Below are 22581 nucleotides of genomic sequence, written 5' to 3'. Positions count from 1 at the left end.
ACCCAAGGGGCCGCAACAAAGTTGTCTCAAAGGGTGGGGCGCCCCGATACCGTCCGAGCAACCAACCAGGGGCGAGCCGATGCACAGCCTGCGACCCCTCGTCCCCCAGGACCTCGAAGCGGTGCGTGAGGTGTATCTAGACGCGGTGCTCAGCCAGGCCCCGCAGCTCTACACCCCTGAGCAGGTCAGAGCCTGGGCGGATGTGGTGCAGGAGAGCTCACCGTTCGAAGAGATCCTGGCGAAGGGTGTGGGCCTGGCCAGCTGCTCTCGCGCAGGTGAGGTGATCGAGGCCTTCGCGGTGCTGGAGCCCGTCGATCGCATTTCCCTGCTTTACTGCCGCGGACGGGCCAGTCGCCAGGGCCATGCCACCGGCTTGCTGCGAGCCCTGGAGGCCCTCTCCCGTGGCTACGGCAGCCAGCGGCTGCGCACCGAAGCCAGCTTCCTCTCGCGCCCCCTGTTCGAGCGGGAAGGCTGGAGCGTCGACTGGATCGAGGAGCTCACGATCGCCTCGGTGCCCTTTCGCCGCTTCCGTATGGTCAAGGACCTTCTCCAGGACTGAGCAATCCGTCATGGCCGAGGAGCAGCTGCAGGCCTTTCTCGAGAAAGTGCGCCAGCTCAACGCCTTCGTGGCCTTGAGCGAAGCCCGGCCCAGGCTGCGGGATGCTCTTGCAGCCTGCTCCAGCCATCACGAAGTGGTGGCCCTGGCCAGAGAGCAGGGCTTTGAGATCGGTAAGCGCTGGGGAGAACCGGACCCCGCTCCGGAGGGGGGAGCCGGAGCGGACAACCTGCTCCAGAGCCCCTGTCCGCCGGCGGGGCAGGAGCGGCTGGATCTGCTGCTGGAAAGCCCCGACCTGCGCCTGGAGCGGATTCACTCCTGTGCCCACTGCACAGCTCCAGGCCAGTGGTACGACCAGCAGGAGGTCGAATGGGTGCTTCTGCTTCGCGGCAGCGCCAGGCTCCGTTTCGAGGATGAGGCCGAAGCGCGGGATCTGGCCGTGGGTGACAGCCTCCTGATCACGCCCCGGCGCCGTCACCGGGTGGTGGCTACTGATCCGGATCCCGGAACAATTTGGCTCGCCTTCTTCTGGTCGCCTCCTCCATCAGGGTGGAGGAGCGCACCAGCCAATAGCCCGCTGACAGGCTCACCACCGTGATCCCCAAGCCCAGCAGCAGAAGGGGTTTGTCCTCCGAGCCGGGGGGGAGCACAATCACCTTCCGCGCCACAGCGGTGAGGGCGGTGAGCAGCACCAGCTCGATCTGGACCACATGGTGGCGCAGGTAGGCCGTGACGTTCTGCAGCACTTCCAGGGCGATCAGCACGGTGAGCACATCACCGAGGATCCGGATCAGATCGTCGCCAAGCCAGCCGGTATCGGGGTTGAAAAACTCGCGCCACACCTCAATGATCAGCTGGGTGGTGGCAGCAATCAGCACCACGCAGAGCAGAACTGAGAGCACCTTGGCAAGTTGACGCTCAAGACGATCGACAAGCGCCAGGAACGCCTTGTCATCGAACAAGCCGGAGAATCTGGCCATCAATTGTTAAAGGGCTCGAACTGGGGTCGGGCTGGGCTGTCCCCTGAAGGGTTTTTGAGCTTGGTTTTACAGGTGACCGATCCATCCTTGGGATCGGTGACGCAATCGGTGGACTCCACCCGGGTCGGTTCGCCCACGTTGCTGCCGGGGCCGAGGTTGTACCGCAGACTCTGAGCCCGCAGATCCGAGGGTGCGAGCGAGAACAGGGTCACAACCGCCGTAGCCAGTGGGGCAGCAAAGGGTGGCAGTGGCCCTGGGCTCGCCAGAGTCTTGGCTGGGATGGGTGCCATGGAGAGCAGTGTGGCTGCAGACACTCTGCCTTCCAGGCGCTAGATCCGCCTGTCCTGTCGGATCTCCTCAAGCAGGAGATCCAACTGACCGAGAGGGTCATCACCGTCCGCAATCCCACGGCCAGGTTCTCCCTCCTCCTGCTGCCAGAGCTCCTCGATGCCACAGAGGCGATCCGCCAAGGCACTGAGTCCGCCTTGGGCGTGGAGCTGCTGGAGGTTCTCCAGCAGAACTGGCATCCGGATCGACTCAGCCCGCAGAGCCCGGCGGAGATCGGCCTGGGTGCGTCCCTGATGACGAAGCCAGTCTTTGAGGAAGGCCTGGAGATCTTCCAACTGGTCGCCGCTCAGGTATGCATCACTGGCCGATGCCGTGCTGGCTGGTGAGCTGCTGTGGTCTGGCATCAACGGCCGGGGGGAAACCAGCGATCCAGCTTGCGCCGTGCCCTGGTGCGAATGTCTGGGGTGAGATGGCGCCCTGTCATGCCCAGGAGTGCCGTGAGCGCCACCAGATCATCGCTGAAGCCTGCCGCGGGGATGAAATCGGGGATGAGATCGAAGGGCAGCAGCAGATAGGTGAGGGCCGCCAGCATCGTCAGCCGCACCTGGTTCGGGGTACTGCCATCGAGCAGCAGTTCCAGACATTCCAAAGCGGGCAAGGCGATGGCACGGCCAGCTTTGCGCAACAGCCGCTGCAGAAGCCCTTCATCGACGACAGTGCTCTCAAGCACTTCCGCTTCAACGGTGGTCTGGTCAGCCCCGCCTGAGTCCCCCTGGAAAGAGGATCCACCGGAGAGATCTGAGGCGCTGGCGTCGAGTGGAGCCATGGCTCGCTCTGGGAGCAATTGACGCAGTCATCATCATCTGTTGCTTCTGACCAGACAAGGACGGTTTCAGGACGATTTCGGACGGTGATCCGGCCCTAGCCCACTTCCACGAGGCCGCTCTGGACGCCTGCCTTACGCAGTTTGCGCAAGGCACGCTGCACCACCTGGCGGCAATACTCCCGGCTGCAGCCCAACTGGCGGGCCACCTCGGCCAGGGTGCGCCATTCATGGCTGCCATCAAGTCCGAAGCGCAGAATCACCACTGAGCGTTCGCGTGGGGTGAGATTCGAACGGTCGAGCAATCGCCACACCGACGCGCTGCGCTCGGCCAGCTCGGCCCGCTCCATAGGTGGCATTTCATCGCTGGCCAGCACATCCACGAGCTCGGTGGGATCCGACTTTGATTTGACCACTCCCTGCAGGCTGACCGTGACACTGCGCAATTCGCAGCCCAACAGGTCTTCCACCTCCGTGAGAGAAAGATTCATGCTGGTGGCCAGCTCCCTTGGCGAAGCAGAGAGGCCATTGGCCTGCAGCAGCCGTGCCTTGGCGGCGCGCAATTTGGTGAGCTTTTCGTTGACATTCACCGGAATGCGGATCGTGCGGCTCTGGGTGGAGAGCGCACGGTTCAGCCCCTGGCGGATCCACCAGTAGGCGTAGGTGCTGAAACGATGTCCACGGGTGGGGTCGTATTTCTCGACGGCCCGAACCAGCCCCAGACTTCCTTCCTGGATCAGGTCGAGCAGATCCAGGCCTTTGCCCTGATAGCGCTTGGCCAGGTTCACCACCAGGCGCAGATTCGCAGTGATCATCAGATCCTTGGCCCGCTCACCCGAGCGGATGGTGCGACGCTCCACATCGCTGTAATCAAAGGCTTTGCCGCCGCCGCTGGCTTCAGCACAACGCTCGTTGAGTGCGATCATCGCCTGTACCTTGCGCCCGAGCGTGAGCTCCTCGGACGGGGTAAGCAGTTGATGGCGGCCGATCTCTCCGAGGAAGGCGCTCAACGAACTGGCCATGACCTTGCTCGTAACTTTATTTAATTTAGAGCAAAAACTCAATTCGTTCAAAATCATCACAAAGGCTTCCGACTTCCAACTTGCTTCGGTATTCGGAATTCATTCAGATTCTGGCTCCGGGACATTCCGTTGAAATCATCAGCTCGGCTGGTGGCTCAGTGCTTCCCCTGTCTCGCTACCGTCATGGCGTCAACCGAGCACAGCCCTGGCCATGTCAGCACTGGTTCATCTGCCCGCCGCTCTGGTCCTGCCCACCGGTGTGCTGCCCAGTGCGGCCGTGGCCTATGTCCATTACCTCAGTTTCATGGTCTGCTTCGGGGCCCTGGTCCTGGAGCGCCGCCTGATCCGACCGGATCCGGATCGTTCGGTGGCCATCACGATGGTGATCACCGACATCGTCTATGGGATCGCTGCCCTGCTGGTACTGCTGAGCGGCATTCTGCGGGTGCTGCATTACGGCCAGGGCAGCAGCTTCTACACCGAAAATCCCCTGTTCTGGTGGAAGGTTGGGGTATATCTCTCGGTCGGGGCCCTTTCGCTCTACCCCACGGTCACCTACATCCTCTGGGCCCTGCCTCTGCGCAAGGGGGAGCTGCCGAAGGTCAGCCAGGCCCTGGCCAGCCGCCTGGGCTGGATTCTCAACATCGAGCTGGTGGGCTTCGCCACCATTCCTCTGCTTGCCACCCTGATGGCCCGCGGCGTCGGCTTGCCGGGCTGAGGCTGCTGCGTGCCAGCCATCTTTTCCTTCAGGCGTAATCCACAAAGGCTTGTTCTGAGGGTGATCGGGATCCTCCTGGCAGTTCCGTTTGCTGGAGCAGCCCCTTCCGCTGCGGGGCCCGAGAGTCAGCAGATCTGCCCGGTGGCCAGCGCCAGCCGTCCTCCCGTCAGACCGTCTTCCCCAGCGAAGCCTGCGGCGGCCTCAGCTCCAGCTCCCAGCGGCCTCGACTACCGCCACCTGCTGGAGGCCACGCCCTGGGGCTGGCCTCGGCTTGATCGCTGGTGCGTGTGGGTTGAGCCTCTGGGGGAGTCCAGCCCCGGCTCCCGTTTCGAGGAACGCTGGCAGCAGGCAGTCACTGGCGCCCTGACCAGCTGGGGCTCCGAGCTGTCCCTGGTGATGGTGAGCAACCCCGACCAGGCTCACATCCTGATCCAGCGGCGCCGTCCGCCGCTCCTGGATGCCCAGGGCCGCCGCCGTGCCAGCCATGGCCGGGCCATGCTGGAGGTGGTAGAGGTGCAGCGCCAGGCTGCCTGGCGGCTGGAGCCCCGCGTGGTCGTGCTGCTGAGCCCCGATCAGCGCCTTGAAGCCCTGCAAGCCACCGCCCTGCATGAGCTCGGCCACGCCATCGGGCTCTGGGGCCACAGCGATCAGCCTGCCGATGCCATGGCGGCAGTGCCCGGTGCCCGGCCAGTGCTCAGCCTCACTGCGCGCGACCGCGCCACCGTGCGCTGGCTGTACCAGCAGCCCAGCCGCTTCGGGCAACCGCCTTAGGGCGAGTGCTGGTGATGTTGCTGGACAGGATCCCTGGCAGGGTCAACCGGCAAGGAGATTGGCGGCGACGCCGGCTTGTTCAGCTGCACCAGCCCATGGCCCGCAAGGCCGGCCCACCACACACCCATGGTGGTCACTCCTGCGGTGAGCACCCCCATGTTCACCACCGCTGCCGACACGAGACCCATCGAGACCGCTCCGACGCTGATCACTCCCATCGGCACCACGCCAATGGCCACCACGCCCATGGGAACGATGCCGATCGAGATGATCCCCAGGGGGGCTACACCTGTGGCGATCAGCGGTGGGCGGCCTCCACAGGTGACGGAGGGGTCCTCGGGCGAAGCAGGCAAGGGGTACTGGCTCGGGTTCTGTGACCCTATTCGTGCCCTTGGCTCCGGCGCGGAGCGCCGCGTCGGGCGGCGAGCACCTCCAGCACCCGGCGCCAGTCGACCCCGTGGTGTGCCAGGGCAACCTGTAGATGAAAGATCAGATCGGCCGCTTCCCCCGCGATGCCATCGGCCTCGTTGTCCTTGCAGGCCATCACGAACTCGACGCTCTCCTCCCCGATCTTCTTGAGGATCAAGTTGTCACCCCCTTCCAGCAGGCGATTGGTGTAGCTCCCCTCCACCGGCTGATCGCGGCGGTCCTGGATCTGGCGCGCCAGTTCGCTGCAGGCGTCGGCCGGTGGATCAGCAGGACTTGGATCGGTTCTCCCCTGGCCGGAAGCCGCGGTGAAGAAGCAACTGCGCGTACCCGTGTGGCAGGCCACATTCCCCACCTGCTCCACCGTCAGCAGCAGTACATCGCTGTCGCAGTCGTAGCGGAGCCCCTTCAGGCGCTGCAGATGGCCGCTGGTGGCGCCCTTATGCCACAGCTCGGCCCGGGAGCGGCTCCAGTAGTGCACTTCTCCCGTGGCCAGGGTCTGCTGGATCGACTCCCGGTTCATCCAGGCCAGCATCAGCACCGCCCCATCGAGCCAGTCCTGGGCGATGGCGGGGATCAGGCCGGCCCCATCGAAGCGCAGCTGATCCAGCCAGGGGGCGGAATCGGCAGCGATCGGTCTGGGGGGCTGAAATGATGCCTCCAAGGAAGGGGAGTCCGGCTGATGCGATCCTCTCCCATCCCGGCCATGGCCCTGTTCACCTGCTCGAAACAATTCAGCGGTTACCCCTGCTGCCACCGCCAGTGGCGGCACCGGGGCCACTGCCGCTTCGTGCACGGCTACAGCCGCAGCTTCACCTGCTGGTTCCGCGCCCGCCAGCTCGATGCCAACGGCTTCGTGGTGGATTTCTCGGGCCTCAAGGAGTTGGAGGCCCGGCTGGCCGGGCAGTTCGACCACACCTTCCTGGTGAATGCCGATGACCCGCTGCTGGAGCAGTGGCGCTTGCTGCACGATCAAGGAGCTTTAGACCTGCGCGTGATGGCCAACGTGGGGATGGAGAGCAGCGCCGAGCTGGTCTGGGGCTGGGCTAACGAGCTCCTCCTCGCCCAGGGCGAGGGCCGCAGCTGCTGCTGGAAAGTGGAGGCGCGCGAGAACGAGCGCAACGCCGCCTGCTACGAGGCCTCCCCCGAGTGGTTCGAACTGGAGCGGCCGTGACGGGTGTGGAGCGGCCAGATGGGCCAACTGGGGTTCCACCACAACAACGAGTAGACAACCTGATCAGAGCACTAGATTGGAGGCTCTGACTGGGTCTTCATCTCTGCTTGGCGTTCGAGATCTTATTCATCCTGTTGTTGATCATCGCCAACGGGATCTTCTCAGGCTCTGAAATCGCCGTTGTTTCTGCCCGGAAGCTGCGGCTGCAGCAGTTGGCCGAGAAAGGGAATCGACCTGCTCGAGCGGCCCTTCGCCTGGCGGAATCGCCTAACGACTTTCTCTCGACGGTGCAGATTGGCATCACCCTGATCGGCATCCTCAGCGGTGCCGTTGCCGGGGCCACCGTGGCGCAGCATCTCAGACCTGTCTTTGATGGCATCAAGCCGCTGCAGCCCTACAGCGAAGGATTGAGTGTCACTTTGGTGGTGGCCCTGATCACCTACCTCTCCCTGGTGATTGGCGAGTTGGTGCCCAAGCGCATTGCCCTGGCCAATCCGGAGCGGATCGCCTGCCGCATCGCCCCCGCCATGCGCTCGCTCTCTCGAATCAGTGCTCCGGCGGTTCACCTGCTCGGCATCTCCACCGATGCTCTGCTGAGACTCGTGAACGTGGATCCCTCCGCTGAACCTGACATCACCGAGGAGGAAATTAAGGCCCTGATCCGCCAGGGAGCCGATTCCGGTGTCTTCGAGGAAAGTGAGCACGACATGGTGCAACGGGTGTTGCGGCTGGGAGATCGCACGATCAAGACAATGATGACGCCCCGAACTGAGATCAGTTGGCTGGATCTGGAGTCGTCCCTGGATGAGAATCTCACGGAGGTTAAGGATTCAAACCACTCCCGTTTTCCGGTTGGCCGAGGCAGCCTCGATGACTGCATCGGTATCGTGAGAGTGCGCAGCCTGCTCACCGCCCAACTGAGCAGCGACCCTATTGATCTGGAAGCGCTTTGCCAGCCTCCGCTCTATGTGGCGGAATCGATCCGGTCCCTCACGGTATTGGAGCAGTTCAAACGCACCGGCATCCACATCGCCCTGGTCACCGATGAGTTTGGTGGGGTGGAGGGTCTCGTGACGCTCAACGATCTGATGGAGGGCATCGTCGGCGACCTTCCAGCGCTGGAAGACGAGGAGGAGCCTACATTCGTGATCCGCGAGGATGGCAGTTGGCTGGTGGACGGCAGCCTCGACATCAATGAATTTGATGATCGGATCGGCAGCAAGCTGCTCGGCTCAGATGAACAGCGGCAATACCACACCATGGCTGGATTCGTGATTCATGCACTGGAGCGCATCCCCAAGGCATCCGACCACTTCAACTGGGAAGGATATCGCTTCGAAGTGATGGACATGGATGGCAAGCGCGTCGACAAGATCCTTGTCATGCCTCCTGTTGTGAAGTGATCAAGCTAGGCATGTGACATCACAACGAAGTCTGCAACTATCCACCTAGCCAGTGATAAGTCGTCGATAGCTGAAGACAGGCCATCAAGCTTCCATTTTATTGGCAGCGTTGATTGAAGCCTTCAGGACTTAGTCCTTTGCTGGAGGGCACGGACCCCGAGCCAGATCGTTGCCACTGCGAAGAGCACGAGCAGCAGGCGGAGCATGAGGGTGGTCAAGGGCGCAATCCAGACCAGGATCTGGCGGTAGTTGTCCCCAAGCAGGAGGCCAGCATTAACGAGTGCCAGGATCCAGAGCAGGCTTCCGGCACTGGTCCAGAGCAGAAACGACCGCTGCGGCATCAGTTCAATGCCGGCCGGTATCGAAACGAAGGGCCTGATGCCTGGAACCAGCCGGCCCCAGAACACCACCGCCGCGCCATGGCGGGCAAACCAGCGCCGGCTGAGAGCCAGATCAGCAGCCTTTAGGCCGACGAAACGGCCATGGCGACCGATCAGATGCTCCAGCCTTTGCTCATTCACAAGACGACCGATCCCGTACCAGAACCAGGCGCCGAGCACGGTGCCGATCAAGGCTGAAGCCACCACGGGAGCGAACTGGAGCTTGCCCTGCTGAACCAGAAAGCCGCTCAGGGGCATCACCAGTTCCGACGGAATCGGTGGGATCACGTTCTCGAGAAGCAGCGCCAGGCCGATCAGCACATAGCCCTGCAGCGGGTTTGTCTCGACCGTGTCACCGATCAGGGTGAGAATGGCTTCGGCCCACTGCTGCAACCTTTCCGCCGGGACCAGGGTGCCGACAAGCAGCTCAGGCATCGGCATGGGCGCGGCGGCGCCAAAGCCGCCAGACCTTCTCCGACTCCAGGTAGAGGAAGAACAGGACGCTGAACCCCACGCAGATCCCCAGATCCTGAAGGCTCAGTGGTGTCGTCTCGAAGAAGTTGGAAAGAACAGGCACGTAGAGCAGGGCCATCTGCAGGGCGGAGGTGAGCACAACGGCTCCGATCAGCCAGGGGTTGGAGAACGGGTTCACCTGCACCAGGGGCAGATCGCTGCGAGCGGCCAGGGCATGGCCCATCTGGGCCAGGCAGAGCGTCGTGAACACCATCGTCTGCCAAGGGGCCCCAGACCTGAAGGCATAAACCATCAGCACGATCGTGATCGCAGCAAAGACCACACCGATGCGCAGGATGTAACTACCGATCCCGCGCGCGAAGATCGACTCGCCCGGTTCAGCCGGAGGCCGCTGCATCAGACCCTCCTCCCCAGGCTCCAGGGCCAGCGCCAGAGCAGGAACACCGTCGGTCACCAGGTTCATCCAGAGGATCTGGAGGGGGGAGAGAGGTGAGCCCACCAGGCCGAGAAGGGGGGCCGAGGCGATCGTGATTAGCTCACCGACGTTGCTGCCGAGGATGTACTTCACGAAGCGGCGAATGTTCGCGTAAACAAGCCGCCCTTCCTCAACGGCATTGACGATCGTGGCGAAGTTGTCATCGAGCAGCACCATGTCGGAGGCTTCCTTGCTCACCTCCGTGCCGGTGATGCCCATCGCAACGCCGATGTGGGCCTGCTTCAGCGCCGGGGCGTCGTTGACGCCATCACCGGTCATCGCCACCACCTGGCCATTGGCCTGCAGAGCCTTGACGATCCGAAGCTTCTGCTCGGGCGGCACCCGGGCATAGACGCTGCAGCGGCTGACGGTCTGCTGCAGCTGGGTGTCGTTGAACTGTTCGAGCTCCCGTCCCAGCACCACCTCGGCGTCTCCGTCGACGAGGCCGATGCCCTGGCCGATCGCGCGGGCGGTAAGGGGATGGTCGCCGGTGATCATCACCGGCCGGATGCCGGCCTCCCTGCAGCGGGCCACGGCCTGGGCCACTTCCGGGCGGGCCGGATCGAGCTGGGCCATCAAGCCCAGCAGCACCAGATTGTCGAGCTCAAGCTCGGGGCTGTGATGGTGTGGGGCGCAGGCGAAGGCCAGCACCCGCAGTCCGGAAGCGGCCAGATCACGCGCCTGGTCGACCCACCACTGCTTCTGCGGATCAGACAGAGCGGCCACACCGGAGCCGGAGATCCAGCGGTCGCAGCTGCCGATGATCACCTCAGGAGCACCTTTGCTGATCGCCAGCATGCTGGAGCCTGTCGCCACATCTCCGAGAGGTGCCTGGAGCGTGCCGTCTCTGTCTTGTACCCATACCGCCATCAGCTGGCGCTCTGAGCTGAAGGGAATCTCAGCCGTGCGCTCGTAGCGGCTGCGCAGGGCGAAGCCATCCAGCTTGGCCTTGCCGGCGGCCACCACCAGAGCTCCTTCAGTGGGATCGCCCAGCACATCCCAGCTGCCGTCTTCTTCCTTCTTGAGCTCGGCATCGCTGCAGAGCACACCGGCCGAGAGCAGCAGATCCCTGGCTCCAGGGGTGATGCCCGCTGGGGCACCTTCGGGGGCTGGGATCTCGATGGCGGTGAAGCTGCCATGGGGGTCGTAGCCCTGGCCGCTGACGGCGATCGATTGACTGCCGCAGCGCAGCTCCTCCACCACCTGACGGTTCAAGGTGAGAGTGCCGGTCTTGTCGGTGCAGATCACCGTGACGGAGCCGAGGGCCTCCACCGCCGGCAGGCGGCGGATCAGAGCAGCGCGCTGCACCATCCGCTGGGTGCCGATCGCCAGGGTCACGGTGATCACCGCGGGCAAGCCCTCCGGCACGATCGCCACGGCCATGCTGAGCGCCACCTCCAGCAGGCCCAGCAACGGCTGACCCAGCAGCCAACCCCCCAGCACCACAAGCCCCACCAGCGCAAGTGCCGAGACCACCAGCACGTTGGCGAGGCCATCGAGCCGTTCCTGCAGCGGCGTGGTTTCGCCCCCGGCGGTGTTGATCAGCTCGGCGATCTGGCCCAGCTCGGTGCCCATGCCAGTGGCGGTCACCACCGCCGTGCCCCGCCCCCGCACCACCTCGGTGCCCTGGAAGACACAGTTCTGACGCTCCAGCACCGGGGTGGTGGCCTCCAGAACCAGATCGGCCTTCTTGAAGACGGCTTCTGCTTCGCCAGTGAGAGCTGCCTCGCGCAGTCCCAGCTCGGCGACGTCCACCAAGCGGGCGTCCGCGGGGATCCGATCGCCCGCCTCCAGGCGGATCAGATCGCCCGGCACGAGTTGTTCGCTCGAAATCCGATCCCAGTGGCCGTCACGCCGCGCCGTGACCAGTGGCTGGGCCATCTCGCGCAGGGCCAGCAGGGCACTCTGGGCACGGCTTTCCTGGATGTAGCCCAGCAGGGCGTTGAGGCCAACGATCAGCACGATGGCGATCGCATCCTTGGGGAACTTCTGCGCCTGGAAGGCGATGGCGGCCGACACAGCCGCCACGGCCAGCAGCATGATCAGCATCACGTTGCTGAGCTGATCCCAGAGGATGCGCAGGTTGCTGCGGCCCGGTGCCAGCTCCAGCCGGTTGAGGCCAACTCTGGCCAGTCGTTCGGCGCTCTGTGCCGTGCTCAGCCCCTCGGCGCTGGCATCAAGCTCACGCAGGCAGGCCTGTGGATCGAGGCTGTGCCAGGCAGGGGCGACAGGGCTGATCAAAACGGAAAAGCTTCTGAAATTGAAAGGCTACGCTCAGCCGTCAGATTCCGGCGGCGCATTTGCCGAAACCACCTTCTCCACTAATCTCCCCACTCACTGTTCGAATTGGGCAATCGGTTGGCAGACAACGGCCGTGGAGCGCTGATGTCCAGATCTCCTGATCAACTGTTGACCCGTCTGCTGCTGTGGCGCCACCGACTCACGGTGCCCCAGTTCACTTTGATCACCGGTGCGCTGGTGATTGCTGTTGGAACCGTGCTGCTGGCTTCGCCCCTCTGCTCCAGCGATGATGTCGGCCTTTGGCAAGCCCTGTTCACGGTGACCTCGGCGATCACGGTGACGGGCCTCTCGATCATTGACGTTGGCAAGGACCTCACCTTCTTTGGGCAAGTGACCCTGGCCGGGCTGATCATCACCGGCGGACTCGGCCTGATGGCGATCACCACCTTTCTTCAGGGTTTCGTTCAAGGTCGATCCGGTCTGCGTCTGCGCCTCGACAAGGGCCGGGCGCTTGATGAATTCGGTGTGGGGGGCATCGGTCCGACCTTCAATCGGATCCTGATCACTGCCGGCTGTGTCATGGCTGCTGGGACCGTCATCCTGTATGCGTTCGGATTCACCGACATCAGCAACCACGGCGAGAGGCTTTGGGCCGCGATGTTTCACTGCATCAGCGCCTACAACAACGCTGGCTTTGGACTCTGGAGCGACAACCTGGTTGGTTACAAGGCCAATCCCGTCGTCAATGCGGTGATCGGTAGCCTGATCGTCACCGGGGGCATCGGCTGGCGCGTTACCAATGACCTTTGGGAAAAACGTTTCCGGCTCCAACGGATCCGCCGCCTGAGCCTGCATACGCGGCTGGTGCTGCGCAGCACCCTGCTGCTGATCGTGGTGGGGGCCCTGGGGCTGCTGTTCACCGAACAGTTCGCGCCCGATGGGGTCATCAATACCCTCACGCTCTGGGAAAAACTGCAGGTCACCATTTTTCAGTCGATCACCACCCGCACGGCAGGCTTCAACACGGTGCCGCTCTCGATCGAGACGCTCTCCGATGCGGGCCTGCTGCTGATGATCGTTCTGATGTTCATCGGTGCCAGCCCCGGCGGCACCGGCGGCGGCATCAAAACCACCACCTTCGCGGTACTGATGGGTGCCACCCGCTCCACCCTCGAAGGACGCAAGGAAGTGATCATCCGCAGACACCAGATTCCCGGGGACATCGTGCTCAAGGCCGTGGGAGTGGCCCTGGCATCAGGCCTGTTCGTGATCCTGATGACCCTGCTGCTCGGTCTTGGACCAACCGCGGGTGGAGAACCCACTGCCCAGGCCTACAGCTTCCTTGAGAAGCTGTTCACCTGCATGTCGGCCTTCGGCACCGTCGGGCTTGATGTTGGCGTCACCGCTAACCTCAATCGCTGGGGGCAGTTGGTGCTGATGGTTGGGATGTTTGTTGGACGGCTGGGCATCATGCTGTTGCTCTCAGCCCTCTATGGCAGCAGACCCCAGTCCAGGGTCGGCTATCCCCGCGAAGAAGTCTTCATCTGAGGTCTGAATTGATGGCAACAAGCAACGGTTGGTGGCAATGGGCTCTTGAGGAACCTTCGTCATGCGGAAGCTTCGCGGTGATCGGAGTCGGCCGCTTCGGGTCGGCAGTCTGCGCCGAACTGATTCAGAACGGTGCATCAGTTCTGGCAATTGATGCCAGCCAGCGTGCAATTGATGCCGTGCGTCTGATTGATCCCTCGATCGAGGCCAGAGTTGTGGACTGCACGGATGAGGAAGCTCTTCGTGAAGCAGGGGCTCTGGAAGTCGACACTGTCGTGGTGGCGATCAGCGAACCCATCGAGGCCAGCATCACGGCCACCCTGGTCGTAAAGCACAGCGATGGGACGAAAGTGAAACAGGTGATTTCCCGTGCCACCAGTGATCTGCACATGAAAATGCTCCAGCGAGTTGGAGCCGATCGGGTGGTCTATCCCTCAAAGATGCAGGGGCACCGACTTGGACTTGAACTGGTTCGCCCGAACATGCTGGAACGTCTGCGACTCGATGATCGCAACTGCATCGAGGAGATTCGTGTGCCAAAATCCTTCGTGGATCAGTCTCTGCGTGAACTGAATCTGCGCAAGAATCACAACGTCACGGTCCTGGCTGTCGGCCCGGAGAATCAGCTGACCGTGAACCCCCCAGCCTCTCATATCATGAAAGAAGGTGAATTGCTTGTTGTGATGGGATCTGGAGAAGACCTCAAGGCACTACCGTCCCGCTGAGCAGGGCCATGATGCAATTTATCTCTGCATTCTCGAGTGGGGCCCTAGATTCTTAGGTTGCGAGTAAGCCGCAGCCTTAGTTTCACCTGCTCGTTCCAGGGTGGGCAGTTCGAACTTTCTTGGTGAATGCTGATGACCTGCTGCTGGAGCAGTGGCGCTCGCTCCTTGATCACAGAATCCTTGATCTGCGCGTGATGGGTATGGAGCGGTTGGCCACCACCTGGGCTCTGTTCCAGGCGTTGCTGGTGGAAGCGATGCCCTTTTTACTGATCGGAGTGGCTCTCTCCAGCCTGGCCCGCTGGATCAGCCCGGGAGGGCAGTGGGTGCGTGACCTGCCTGCCCACCCGCTGCTGGGCCCCCTGAGCGGGGCGGCCCTGGGGTTTGCTCTGCCCGCCTGCGAGTGCGGCAACGTGCCCATGGCCCGTCATCTGCTGGTGAAAGGTGCGCCGATCGCCACCGCCCTGGGGTTTCTGTTCGCGGCTCCGGTGCTCAATCCGATCGTCTTGGCCAGCACCTGGGCCGCCTTTCCTGATCAGCCCTGGCTGCTGGCGGCACGGCCCCTGGGGGCTGTGCTGATCGCCGTGGCTCTGGCAACGCTGCTGCGGCTCCTGCCCGACAGCCAGCTGTTGCAGCCGGCCCTGCTGGAGGAGCGGCGTCTGAGTCAGCCCCTGGGGGAGCTGACCCTGCTGGAGCGGCGCAGTGGCCTGATCGGTGCGCCGGTCAGCGCCGCCGCATCAGCCGTGGTGAGGTCGGGCCGCCGCCCCCCCCTCGGCCAGGTGCTCTCCCACGGCGGCACCGAGTTTCTGGAGCTGGCCCTGCTGTTGGTGATGGGTTGTGCCATCGCCGCCCTGGTTCAGACCCTGGTGCCCCGCCAGTGGCTGATCGCGGTGGGCGGTGCTCCCACCCTCTCGATTCTGAGCCTGATGCTGCTCAGCCTGGTGGTGTCGGTGTGCTCCAGCGTGGATGCCTTTCTGGCCCTGGGTTTTGCCGCCCAGGTCACCCCAGGGGCCGTGCTGGCTTTCCTGCTGCTGGGGCCGGTGATGGATCTCAAGCTGGTAGGGCTGTTCAGCATCCTGTTGCGGCCCCGCGCCATCCTGCTCACGGCGGGGGCGGCGTCCCTGGTGGTGTTGTTGATCGGTCAATGGGTCAACCTGATCCTGCTTTGAGCTCCAGGCCCCAGCGCTCCCAGACGCTCCGGCGCCTGGCCCCGGGCCCCCTGAAGGCCCTTGCCCTGGGCCTCTGGGGCATTGCGCTGCTGCAGAGCTACCTGAGCGAAAGGCTCGATCTGCTGCTTCGGGCCGTGTTCCATCCGCTCGTCTGGGCCAGTGGACTCCTGCTGCTGGTGTTGGCCGCCGTGGAGCTGAGCGGCCGCTGGCGGGATGGCAGCCGCACGAGCGGGCGCTGGACCTCCCTACTGAGCATCGGCGCGGCCCTGGCCGTGTTGGCCCTGCCCCCCCGACCCTCCTTTGCCTATCTGGCCGCCAATCGCCAGGCCAACCTGCTGGAGGAACCGGGCCTGAGCTTCGTGCTCCCGCCGGCCCAGCGCAGCCTCACCGACTGGGTCCGGTTGCTGCGCAGCGAACCGGATCCGCGTCTCTACGCAGGTGATCCCGTACGCATCAGCGGTTTCGTCCTTCCCATCGAAGGTGAGGAGCCGCACCTGGCGCGCCTGCTGGTGCGCTGCTGCCTGGTGGATGCCGTCCCCGTGGGGCTGCCGGTGCGCTGGCCCCCCGATCAGCCCCGGCCCCGTACTGACCAGTGGCTGCGGCTGGAGGGGGTGATGGTGACCGAAACCATCGGCGGCCGCCAGCGCAGTGCGGTCAAAGCCAGCCGTGTGGTGCCGATCCCCCGGCCCCGCCAGCCGCTTGAGCCATGAGTGCGACCCCCTTGCGCTGGTGGCGTCGGCAGAAGCGCCTGAGGTTGCTGTTGATCGCCGCCGCCGCCGTGGCGGTGTTGCAGCAGCAGCTTCTCTGGCACCGTCCGCCGCGCCTTCTGGAACTGCGCCAGGCCAGCGCCAGCTCCGGGCCGGCGGCGTTGAGCCTGCGCTTCAGCCGGCCGATGCAGGCTGCAAGCGTCAACACAAACAGCAAGCTGCAGCCGCCGCTGCCCTTCACGATCCAGGGGGAGGGCAACCCCCTGCTCCTGTTGCCGGCCGTCGGGGCTCGCATCGAACAACCTCTGGAGCTTCGGCTGGCCGGGCGTGACAAGCGAGGCCTGTCCCTTCCTACCCAGCGTTGGTTCTGGGATCCCCGCCCCGACCTTCTGGCCGTGGTTCCGGTGGATGGGGGCGAGCAGGTGCGTCTGCTCACAGCCACTGGGGCCTGGACACCGCTGACGCCTGTGTGGCCGGCAATCACTCAGTCCGTGGCCCTTGGAGATGGTTCGGGTCTTGGCCTGGTCAGCCGGAACCAGCAGGGGGAACACCAGGTCTGGAAACTCGAGCTGAAGCGAAACCACCTGGCCAGGCGCTCCAGCGATCTGGGCTCTGCCCGTGCGGGTCGGTTGCAGCCATTCAGTACCGACACCTATGTGTTCGCCAGCCTGAGCAGCAATGCGAGTGGCGATCTGCTGGTGCAGGCCGCAGCCCAGGCCCTGGGGCCTGAGCCCCCCCAGGAGGAGGTGGTGCTGTGGGAGCGCGGCGGCAGCCGCCGGACTCTGGAGCTCGACCTCCGTGGACCGATCGCCCTGGTGCCCCAGGGAGGAGCCATGATCGTGCCCGAGGCCGATGGTCTGGCCCTGAGAACCCTGCCGCCGCGACCGGCCCGCCGCCAGCTCCTGCCTGGCAGCCGCGACCTCAGCAGCTTCTGCCCCATGGCGGGCCGGGCCCTGCTCACCCGCCACTGGCCCGACTTCCGCCGCTCCCTGGAGCTGGTGGAGCCGGCCCAGGCCCCGAAAACCCTCTGGCTGGGCCAGGAGGCACTGCTGGCCAGCGCCTGCTCAAGGGGTGGCGATCGGGTCTGGGCCCTGCTGCTGGATGGAATCGAGCGGCCCGTGCTGACCGTGCTGGCCCTCAACCGCGATGGGGGCCAACGGCGGCAGCGGCTGGTGGGCTGGGAACTGGAGCCAGGCACGGGGCTGAGCTACGACCCCACCACCGATCGCCTGTTGCTGGCCCTGCGCCCACTGCAACTCCCAGCACCTGCGCTGGGCAGCTCCAGAGCTGAACCCCAGGCTGCCCTGATCGATGCCACCAGCCTTGAGCTGACCATGCTCAAGGGTCCGGTGCGGCAGGTGAGCTGGTTGCCGCCAGGCTGAGTGGCCATGCAGTTGCTCAGCGCCGCAGTTTCAGCACCAGGGGAAGCAGCAGCAGGCTCAGCACCCCGATCAGGGGCCCAGGCGGCAGGTTGATCGCTGGCTGGATCGAGAGCAGAAAGCCGCAGCCAGCCAGCAGAGCGCCGATCAACGCCGCCCGCATCAGGGCCTGGCGCAGGCTGACCGCCCCCTGCAGGGCCAGCAGTGCCGGCGCCCCCATCAGGGCGATCACCAGCACCACCCCCACGGCCGTCATGGCACTGACCACAGTCAGAGCGGTCACAAGGGTCAGCAGCAGGCGCAGGCGACCCACCGCCAGCCCGGCACTGGCCGCCCCCAGGGGATCCACACCGAGAAACACCAGCTGGCGGTAGCGAAAGCTGAGCAATGCCAGAACCGCCAGCAGCGACAGGCCGGTGCGCAGCAGATCCGGCAGTCCGGCCGCGAGCAGATCTCCGAAGAGCACGGCTTCAAGGTTCACCCGGATACGTAGCAAGGGGATCAGCAGGACCCCGAGTCCCAGGAATCCGGCCAGCACCGTGTTCAGCACCGCCTCATCGCCACGACCTCCGGAGCTGCCGGGCCGGCTGAACCGCTCTGCCAGCAGGGCGCCGGCCACCCCGCTCACCACACCACCCAGCCCAGGGTCGATGCCCAGCGCCATGGCCACCGCCAGGCCGGGCAGCACCGCATGGGAGATCAGATTGGCCTGGAACAGGCGCCCCTGCACCAGCAGCAGGGTGCCAGCCAGGGGGCAGAGCAGGCCACTGAGCAGGGCCAGGGCCAGGGGAAGCATCCACCAGGTCGGGCTCATCGGGCGGCTGCGGGGCAAAGGGAATGGAGCGGTCTGCATAGGATCCCGACCAGGGGCCCGAGCAGACACCGATGGATTCCGAGGCAGCCGCTCAGCAGCTGAACGCCAAGCAGGTGAGTGTGCTGGCGATGTTGCGAGAGAGCTCCGAAGAGCTCTCCGGCCAGGACCTGCATCAGCGCCTGCGCCTCAACGGCCAGCCGATCGGGCTCGCCACGGTCTATCGGCACCTGCGCCAGCTCCAGCGCCTGGGCCTGGCCCGCTGCCGCCACCTCCCCAGCGGTGAGGCCCTCTATGCCCCCAGGGAGCGGGACACCCACCACCTCACCTGCGTCTCCTGCGGCCTGACGCTGCCGCTTGATCACTGTCCGATGCATGGCGTCCAGCCGCAACCAGAGGCAGCCCATGGCTTTGAGCTGCTGTTCCACACCCTGGAGTATTTCGGTCGCTGCTCCCGTTGTCGCCAATCCGCCCCTGAGGACACCTGAAGAAGCGACCATTCAGCCGCAGCGATGGTTGCCCAGGCGCAAATCACCAAGGGAATGGCGCACCGAGGCCGGGGGGCCATCGGCCAGAAGCCGGCGGTCGATCACCAGCACGCGGTCATAGGCGTCGAGATCATGGCCCCAGTCGTGACTGCTCACCAGCAGGATGAAGCCGGCATCCCTCAATTGGCCCATCACCTGCAGCAGCTGGGTGCGTGAGGGGGGATCTATTGCAGCGCAGGGTTCGTCCAGCAGCAACACCGAGGCGGGCTGCACGAGCAGGCGGGCCAGCAGGGCGCGTTGCTGCTGGCCGCCGGAGAGCTGATCGAGGCGGCGTGAGGCCAGGCCATCGATCCCCACCCGCTGCAGGGCGGCCTCCACGGCACAGCAGCCGGGCCGGGCGGCCACCAGCCGGCCAAGACCCACCAGTTCACGCACGCTGATCGGGAACTGCCAGGCAATCTCACCACGCTGGGGCATCAGGGCCAGCTGGCGCCGAGCCAGGCGGGGGGTGAGCGGTTCGCCGTCAAGCAGCAGTTCACCGGAGAGCAGGGGGATCTGGCCCTCGATCGCCTGCAGCAGGGTGCTCTTGCCAGCGCCGTTGGGTCCCACCAGAGCCGTGAGAGTGCCGGGCTCCAAACGAAAACTGATGTCCTCCAGGGCCAGCCCTTCGCCGCGGCGCACGCTGAGATGGCGGACCTCGAGGGCCATCGGCACTGGCACTGGGGATGGGTTGGCGCAACCTACCGAGGACCGGGGCGCGCAGGAGCCGTCAGGCCGGCGCCAGGCAAACGCTGATCTCATCAGAAATGAGAACTGTTATCGTCGAATATTGACATCGATGAGACTTGGCCCCGTTCCCTGGTTCCCGGCTCGCCGATCAGCGCCACCCGCTCAACCCGGCGTTGTTCCTGGTCTGTGCCGGCCTTGGACTCTCCCTGCTGGCTTGCAGCCGGGGCCCGGACACATCAACCTCAGCCAGCAAGACCCCGCCCACAGGCCAGCCCCGGGTGGTGGCCGCCGATGGGGTGCTCTGCGATCTCACCCAGCGGCTGGCCGGCGGCGAACTGGCCGTGAGCTGTCTGCTGCAACCGGCAGATGATCCCCACGACTTCCGGCTCAGACCCGATCAGAAGGCCCAGATCACCGACGCAAGTCTGCTTTTGATCAGTGGCTTCGACCTCACCCCAGCCCTCTCGGGTCTGCCGGGGGCTGTAGCGGTTTCCGAGCAGGCCGTCACCCAGCCCCTCAGGCTCACGCCAGTCAGCGGCAGCGAATCCACAGACCACCATGACCACAGCGCTGAAGACCACCATGGCGCTGGTCACGACCACGGCGACTACGACCCCCATGTGTGGCACAACCCACGCCAGGCAGCGGCCATGGCGGCAGTGATCGCCGACCAGCTCGGCCGCCTCGAACCCACTGCCTCCGGGGACATTCAGCGGCGTTCAAAGGCCATGGCCGAGCAGCTCGAAAGCCTCGATGCCTGGAACCGGGCGCAGTTCGATGCAATCCCCAGGCCCTGGCCCGCTCTGGCCAGCAGCCACCGAGCCTTTGCCAGCCTGGCTCAGGCCTACGGCTTGAAGGAGCTGCCCCTGGTGGATGCCACCAGCACCAGCGATGCCCTGCGGCCGGAAGGCTTCCGCAAGGTGATCGAGGCTCTGAATGCCGATTCCACGCCTCGGTTGTTCGCAGAGCAGATCCCCCCTGCCAAGGCGTTGCAGCGCATCAGCGAGCTCAGCGGGGTGCCGATCGCCCCGGTGCCACTGGCCGCCGATGGTCTGGCGATGGGGCCTGATACCCCGCTCAGCCTGATGGCCACCCTGGTGCGCAACACCTGCACGATCGTGGAGGGCTGGGGGGGTAGCTGTGACCGCAAAGGCGGTGAAGCCCTGGTGCAGGCCTGGTCGCGGATCAGCTGAGACCCAGCGGGGTGCCATTTGTCACATCACCCTGGGGATACGCCGGGCTGAGGATGACGGAGCACGCTCTACGCCATGGCACGACCACCAGATCCAGCCCAGCCGCGCCTGTGGAGGCGGCGTCAGGTGGTGCCGCTTGTAGCCGCTGCCTTTGGTCTGGGTCTGGGGGGGCTGCTGGTGCAACGAAGGGGTGCCTCGGGGTGGATGGAAAACGAGGAGCACCCTGAGCTGCCTGATCGCCCCGGCGACGATCCCTCTGAGGGAGGAGGGGGGCTGGCAGGGTTGCGGGAGTTTGACTCCGGCACTGTTCGCTGGGAGAACGGCCGCCGGGTGCGGGAATTCGATCTCACGGCCAATACCACCCTGTTACAGCTCAACCGGGCCGTGACCTTCAAAGCCTGGGCCGTTAACGGACGGGTGCCAGGCCCCACCCTGCGCGCCCAGGCCGGAGACCGGCTGCGCATCCGCTTCCGCAATGACGACAGCACCTCCCACAGCCTTCATTTTCACGGCGTCCACCCAGCGGCCATGGATGGCATCCGGCCGGTGCGCCACGGGGGCAGCACGATCTATGAATTCGACGCGGAACCCTTCGGTCTCTTCCCGTACCACTGCCATGTGGCACCGGTGACGCGCCATGTGAGCAAGGGGCTCTACGGCCTGTTGATCGTGGATCCCCCAGTGCCACGCCGGGCGGCCGACGAGATGGTTCTGGTGATGGGGGGGTACGACCTAAAGGGAGCAGGTCGCAACGATCTCTACGCCTTCAATGGCCTTCCGAATGTGTATAGGGATCAACCCATCACCATTGCTCAAGGACAACGGATTCGCCTCTATCTTCTCAACATGGTGGAGTGGGACGGTCCTTTGACCTTCCACCTGCACGCCAACCTTTTCGAGGTGTTCCGCAGCGGCCTTTCCACCCGCCCGGATGAGATCACCGATGTGATCACGATGGGCATGGCCGAGCGCCACATCCTGGAGTTCAGTTACCGCGATCCGGGCCTGTACATGTTTCATCCCCATCAGGACCAGATCGCCGAGCGTGGTTGTATGGGCCACTTCCGTGTTCTGCCAGGGAGCCGGTAACTTTGATCACCGGGGCATGTCGCTTCTGATCAGCTGAAGCATCGGCTTGCCATCACCATGCACTTGAGCTCAGACGAACATGCTTTGATGATCAATCGCCGCGCCATTTCGCTCTTTCTTGCGGTGGCCACAACGGCTTCCCTGACCGTGGCCTGCGGGAACTCCCCCTTCCCTTCAGGCGGCGGAGGCGATGGAGCAGCCAAGGACGACAGAGCCCACCACGGGCTTGGGGAGGGCGGCGAAGGAGGGGAAGGTGGTCGAAGCAGTCACGAGGATCCCGTCAGTTATGCCGCTGTGCTCGGGTTGATGAAGGGTCATCTGCTGGCAGCCGATGAACTCATGGAACTCAAGGACTATCCGGCAGCCGAGCAGCACATCGGCCATCCAGTGGAAGAGCTCTATGGAGATCTCGAGCCTGCGTTGATCGAGAAAAATGTGCCTCCTTTCAAGCAGCAGCTCAACACACTTGTGGATCTGATTCAGTCGGCACCGACTTCTCCCCAGACCAGGGTGGCCTTTGTCGATGCTCAACAGGGTATCGACAGAGCATTCGAGGCGATTCCGGAGCTGAAACGCCATGACCCTGTATTTGTCGTCGCCGTGATTCGCGAGCTTCTCGACACAGCCGGTAGTGAATATGCGGCTGCGATCACCAATGGACGCTTCACCGAAACCGTTGAATACCAGGATTCTCGCGGTTTTGTTCGCTATGCCAAACAGCTCTACCAGCAGATCGCGTCGGAACTGCAGACCAGGGATCCCGAACTGAACGCCAAGGTCAAGAACGCCCTGGAGGCCTTACTGCCGGTATGGCCCGCTCCGATCCCACCGGCTCATCCGCTCAAGACACCTGCCCAGGTTCAGGCCCTGATCCAGTCGATCTGACCGGCAATCTCAGGCTCTGCTCCTGGCCAGCACTGATGAGAATGGCCCTTCAGGGAAGCCAGCACCTGGAAGTCATGACAAGTGCGAATGGTTATCATTATGATTCATGACCGCTAACCAGTCTTCCCCG

26 protein-coding genes are annotated in these 22581 nt (G+C 64.4%); 15 read left to right on the top strand and 11 right to left on the bottom strand.

What is annotated here, in order from left to right:
* The first annotated feature begins 79 nt into the window (after positions 1 to 79).
* On the top strand, positions 80 to 559 hold the full coding sequence (locus CJZ82_RS03950; RefSeq protein ID WP_094554491.1) for a GNAT family N-acetyltransferase: 480 nt from the start codon (positions 80 to 82) through the stop codon (positions 557 to 559).
* A 10-nt stretch (positions 560 to 569) separates the two neighbouring features.
* On the top strand, positions 570 to 1154 hold the full coding sequence (locus CJZ82_RS03945) for a Nif11 domain/cupin domain-containing protein (protein WP_094554490.1): 585 nt from the start codon (positions 570 to 572) through the stop codon (positions 1152 to 1154).
* On the opposite strand, the gene CJZ82_RS03940 is transcribed toward CJZ82_RS03945, so the two are convergent.
* The 5 genes from CJZ82_RS03940 to CJZ82_RS03920 all read right to left on the bottom strand — a co-directional run bounded on the left by CJZ82_RS03940 (position 1045) and on the right by CJZ82_RS03920 (position 3669).
* Positions 1045 to 1536 carry a phosphate-starvation-inducible PsiE family protein gene (locus tag CJZ82_RS03940; protein ID WP_094554489.1) on the bottom strand — a complete coding sequence of 164 codons (492 nt, stop codon included), beginning with the start codon at positions 1534 to 1536 and terminating at the stop codon, positions 1045 to 1047. The genes CJZ82_RS03945 and CJZ82_RS03940 overlap by 110 nt on opposite strands.
* Complete coding sequence (locus CJZ82_RS03935) at positions 1536 to 1826, bottom strand: hypothetical protein (RefSeq protein ID WP_233130030.1); 291 nt, start codon at positions 1824 to 1826, stop codon at positions 1536 to 1538. Before CJZ82_RS03935 ends, CJZ82_RS03940 begins: the two co-directional genes overlap by 1 nt.
* A gap of 39 nt (positions 1827 to 1865) precedes the next feature.
* Positions 1866 to 2228, bottom strand: a complete 363-nt coding sequence (locus tag CJZ82_RS03930) for a hypothetical protein (protein WP_198949649.1) — start codon at positions 2226 to 2228, stop codon at positions 1866 to 1868.
* Positions 2228 to 2650: a YkvA family protein gene (locus CJZ82_RS03925; RefSeq protein WP_094554488.1), complete on the bottom strand. Its 423-nt coding sequence runs from the start codon at positions 2648 to 2650 to the stop codon at positions 2228 to 2230. The genes CJZ82_RS03930 and CJZ82_RS03925 overlap by 1 nt, the downstream gene beginning before the upstream one ends.
* A 95-nt stretch (positions 2651 to 2745) precedes the next feature.
* Entirely contained in the window at positions 2746 to 3669 is a 924-nt protein-coding gene (locus CJZ82_RS03920) for a sigma-70 family RNA polymerase sigma factor (protein WP_094554487.1), read from the bottom strand.
* Positions 3670 to 3880: 211 nt separating this feature from the next.
* On the opposite strand from CJZ82_RS03920, the gene CJZ82_RS03915 reads away from it, so the two are divergent.
* Together CJZ82_RS03915 and CJZ82_RS03910 are read left to right on the top strand one after the other, a co-directional pair.
* On the top strand, positions 3881 to 4387 hold the full coding sequence (locus CJZ82_RS03915) for a DUF2214 family protein (RefSeq protein WP_094554486.1): 507 nt from the start codon (positions 3881 to 3883) through the stop codon (positions 4385 to 4387).
* Positions 4388 to 4447: 60 nt separating this feature from the next.
* Entirely contained in the window at positions 4448 to 5158 is a 711-nt protein-coding gene (locus CJZ82_RS03910) for a matrixin family metalloprotease (RefSeq protein WP_233130029.1), read from the top strand.
* Here CJZ82_RS03910 and CJZ82_RS03905 read toward each other — a convergent pair.
* Both CJZ82_RS03905 and hisIE read right to left on the bottom strand, forming a co-directional pair.
* Positions 5155 to 5511, bottom strand: coding sequence for a hypothetical protein (locus tag CJZ82_RS03905; RefSeq protein ID WP_369820014.1), 357 nt, complete (start codon positions 5509 to 5511; stop codon positions 5155 to 5157). The genes CJZ82_RS03910 and CJZ82_RS03905 overlap by 4 nt on opposite strands.
* 26 nt (positions 5512 to 5537) lie before the next feature.
* A complete protein-coding gene (hisIE, locus tag CJZ82_RS03900; protein ID WP_094554606.1) occupies positions 5538 to 6218 on the bottom strand; it encodes a bifunctional phosphoribosyl-AMP cyclohydrolase/phosphoribosyl-ATP diphosphatase HisIE in 681 nt (226 codons plus the stop codon).
* 72 nt (positions 6219 to 6290) lie between these two features.
* On the opposite strand from hisIE, the gene CJZ82_RS03895 reads away from it, so the two are divergent.
* Positions 6291 to 6758, top strand: a complete 468-nt coding sequence (locus CJZ82_RS03895; RefSeq protein ID WP_094554485.1) for a 6-carboxytetrahydropterin synthase — start codon at positions 6291 to 6293, stop codon at positions 6756 to 6758.
* Between the two features lie 107 nt (positions 6759 to 6865).
* Complete coding sequence (locus tag CJZ82_RS03890; protein ID WP_094554484.1) at positions 6866 to 8161, top strand: hemolysin family protein; 1296 nt, start codon at positions 6866 to 6868, stop codon at positions 8159 to 8161.
* 122 nt (positions 8162 to 8283) lie between these two features.
* Here CJZ82_RS03890 and CJZ82_RS03885 read toward each other — a convergent pair whose 3' ends face one another.
* Positions 8284 to 8982 carry a DedA family protein gene (locus CJZ82_RS03885; RefSeq protein ID WP_369820013.1) on the bottom strand — a complete coding sequence of 233 codons (699 nt, stop codon included), beginning with the start codon at positions 8980 to 8982 and terminating at the stop codon, positions 8284 to 8286.
* Positions 8969 to 11731: a cation-transporting P-type ATPase gene (locus CJZ82_RS03880; RefSeq protein WP_233130028.1), complete on the bottom strand. Its 2763-nt coding sequence runs from the start codon at positions 11729 to 11731 to the stop codon at positions 8969 to 8971. Before CJZ82_RS03880 ends, CJZ82_RS03885 begins: the two co-directional genes overlap by 14 nt.
* Before the next feature lie 144 nt (positions 11732 to 11875).
* Here CJZ82_RS03880 and CJZ82_RS03875 point away from each other — a divergent pair, with 144 nt between their 5' ends.
* The 5 genes from CJZ82_RS03875 to CJZ82_RS03855 all read left to right on the top strand — a co-directional run bounded on the left by CJZ82_RS03875 (position 11876) and on the right by CJZ82_RS03855 (position 17259).
* The gene (locus CJZ82_RS03875; protein WP_094554482.1) at positions 11876 to 13279 is read left to right on the top strand and encodes a TrkH family potassium uptake protein; all 1404 of its coding nucleotides are present in this window, start codon (positions 11876 to 11878) and stop codon (positions 13277 to 13279) included.
* Positions 13280 to 13290: 11 nt separating this feature from the next.
* A complete protein-coding gene (locus CJZ82_RS03870; RefSeq protein WP_094554481.1) occupies positions 13291 to 14004 on the top strand; it encodes a TrkA family potassium uptake protein in 714 nt (237 codons plus the stop codon).
* 200 nt (positions 14005 to 14204) lie between these two features.
* Positions 14205 to 15170, top strand: a complete 966-nt coding sequence (locus CJZ82_RS03865; RefSeq protein ID WP_094554604.1) for a permease — start codon at positions 14205 to 14207, stop codon at positions 15168 to 15170.
* Positions 15167 to 15880, top strand: a complete 714-nt coding sequence (locus tag CJZ82_RS03860) for a TIGR03943 family protein (protein ID WP_233130027.1) — start codon at positions 15167 to 15169, stop codon at positions 15878 to 15880. The genes CJZ82_RS03865 and CJZ82_RS03860 overlap by 4 nt, the downstream gene beginning before the upstream one ends.
* Positions 15877 to 17259, top strand: a complete 1383-nt coding sequence (locus CJZ82_RS03855) for a hypothetical protein (protein WP_094554479.1) — start codon at positions 15877 to 15879, stop codon at positions 17257 to 17259. The genes CJZ82_RS03860 and CJZ82_RS03855 overlap by 4 nt, the downstream gene beginning before the upstream one ends.
* A gap of 16 nt (positions 17260 to 17275) precedes the next feature.
* On the opposite strand, the gene CJZ82_RS03850 is transcribed toward CJZ82_RS03855, so the two are convergent.
* Entirely contained in the window at positions 17276 to 18070 is a 795-nt protein-coding gene (locus CJZ82_RS03850; protein WP_094554478.1) for a metal ABC transporter permease, read from the bottom strand.
* A gap of 71 nt (positions 18071 to 18141) precedes the next feature.
* On the opposite strand from CJZ82_RS03850, the gene CJZ82_RS03845 reads away from it, so the two are divergent.
* Positions 18142 to 18555 (top strand): transcriptional repressor, encoded by a 414-nt coding sequence (locus tag CJZ82_RS03845; RefSeq protein ID WP_094554477.1) that lies wholly within the window; start codon positions 18142 to 18144, stop codon positions 18553 to 18555.
* 12 nt (positions 18556 to 18567) lie between these two features.
* Here the strand turns inward: CJZ82_RS03845 and CJZ82_RS03840 are convergent, their stop codons facing one another.
* Entirely contained in the window at positions 18568 to 19263 is a 696-nt protein-coding gene (locus CJZ82_RS03840) for a metal ABC transporter ATP-binding protein (RefSeq protein ID WP_094554476.1), read from the bottom strand.
* A gap of 137 nt (positions 19264 to 19400) precedes the next feature.
* On the opposite strand from CJZ82_RS03840, the gene CJZ82_RS03835 reads away from it, so the two are divergent.
* From CJZ82_RS03835 to CJZ82_RS03825, 3 genes are all read left to right on the top strand, one after another.
* Positions 19401 to 20477: a metal ABC transporter substrate-binding protein gene (locus CJZ82_RS03835; RefSeq protein ID WP_094554475.1), complete on the top strand. Its 1077-nt coding sequence runs from the start codon at positions 19401 to 19403 to the stop codon at positions 20475 to 20477.
* Positions 20478 to 20552: 75 nt separating this feature from the next.
* Positions 20553 to 21566 carry a multicopper oxidase domain-containing protein gene (locus tag CJZ82_RS03830; protein ID WP_094554474.1) on the top strand — a complete coding sequence of 338 codons (1014 nt, stop codon included), beginning with the start codon at positions 20553 to 20555 and terminating at the stop codon, positions 21564 to 21566.
* 87 nt (positions 21567 to 21653) lie between these two features.
* Positions 21654 to 22451 carry a hypothetical protein gene (locus tag CJZ82_RS03825; RefSeq protein WP_198949648.1) on the top strand — a complete coding sequence of 266 codons (798 nt, stop codon included), beginning with the start codon at positions 21654 to 21656 and terminating at the stop codon, positions 22449 to 22451.
* The last annotated feature ends 130 nt before the right edge of the window (positions 22452 to 22581 follow it).

It is taken from the genome of Synechococcus sp. 1G10 (genome assembly GCF_002252625.1).
Lineage (GTDB): Bacteria > Cyanobacteriota > Cyanobacteriia > PCC-6307 > Cyanobiaceae > Regnicoccus_A.
The sequence above is the reverse complement of the archived record's forward strand: the minus strand, read 5'-3'. Positions and strand labels throughout refer to the sequence as shown.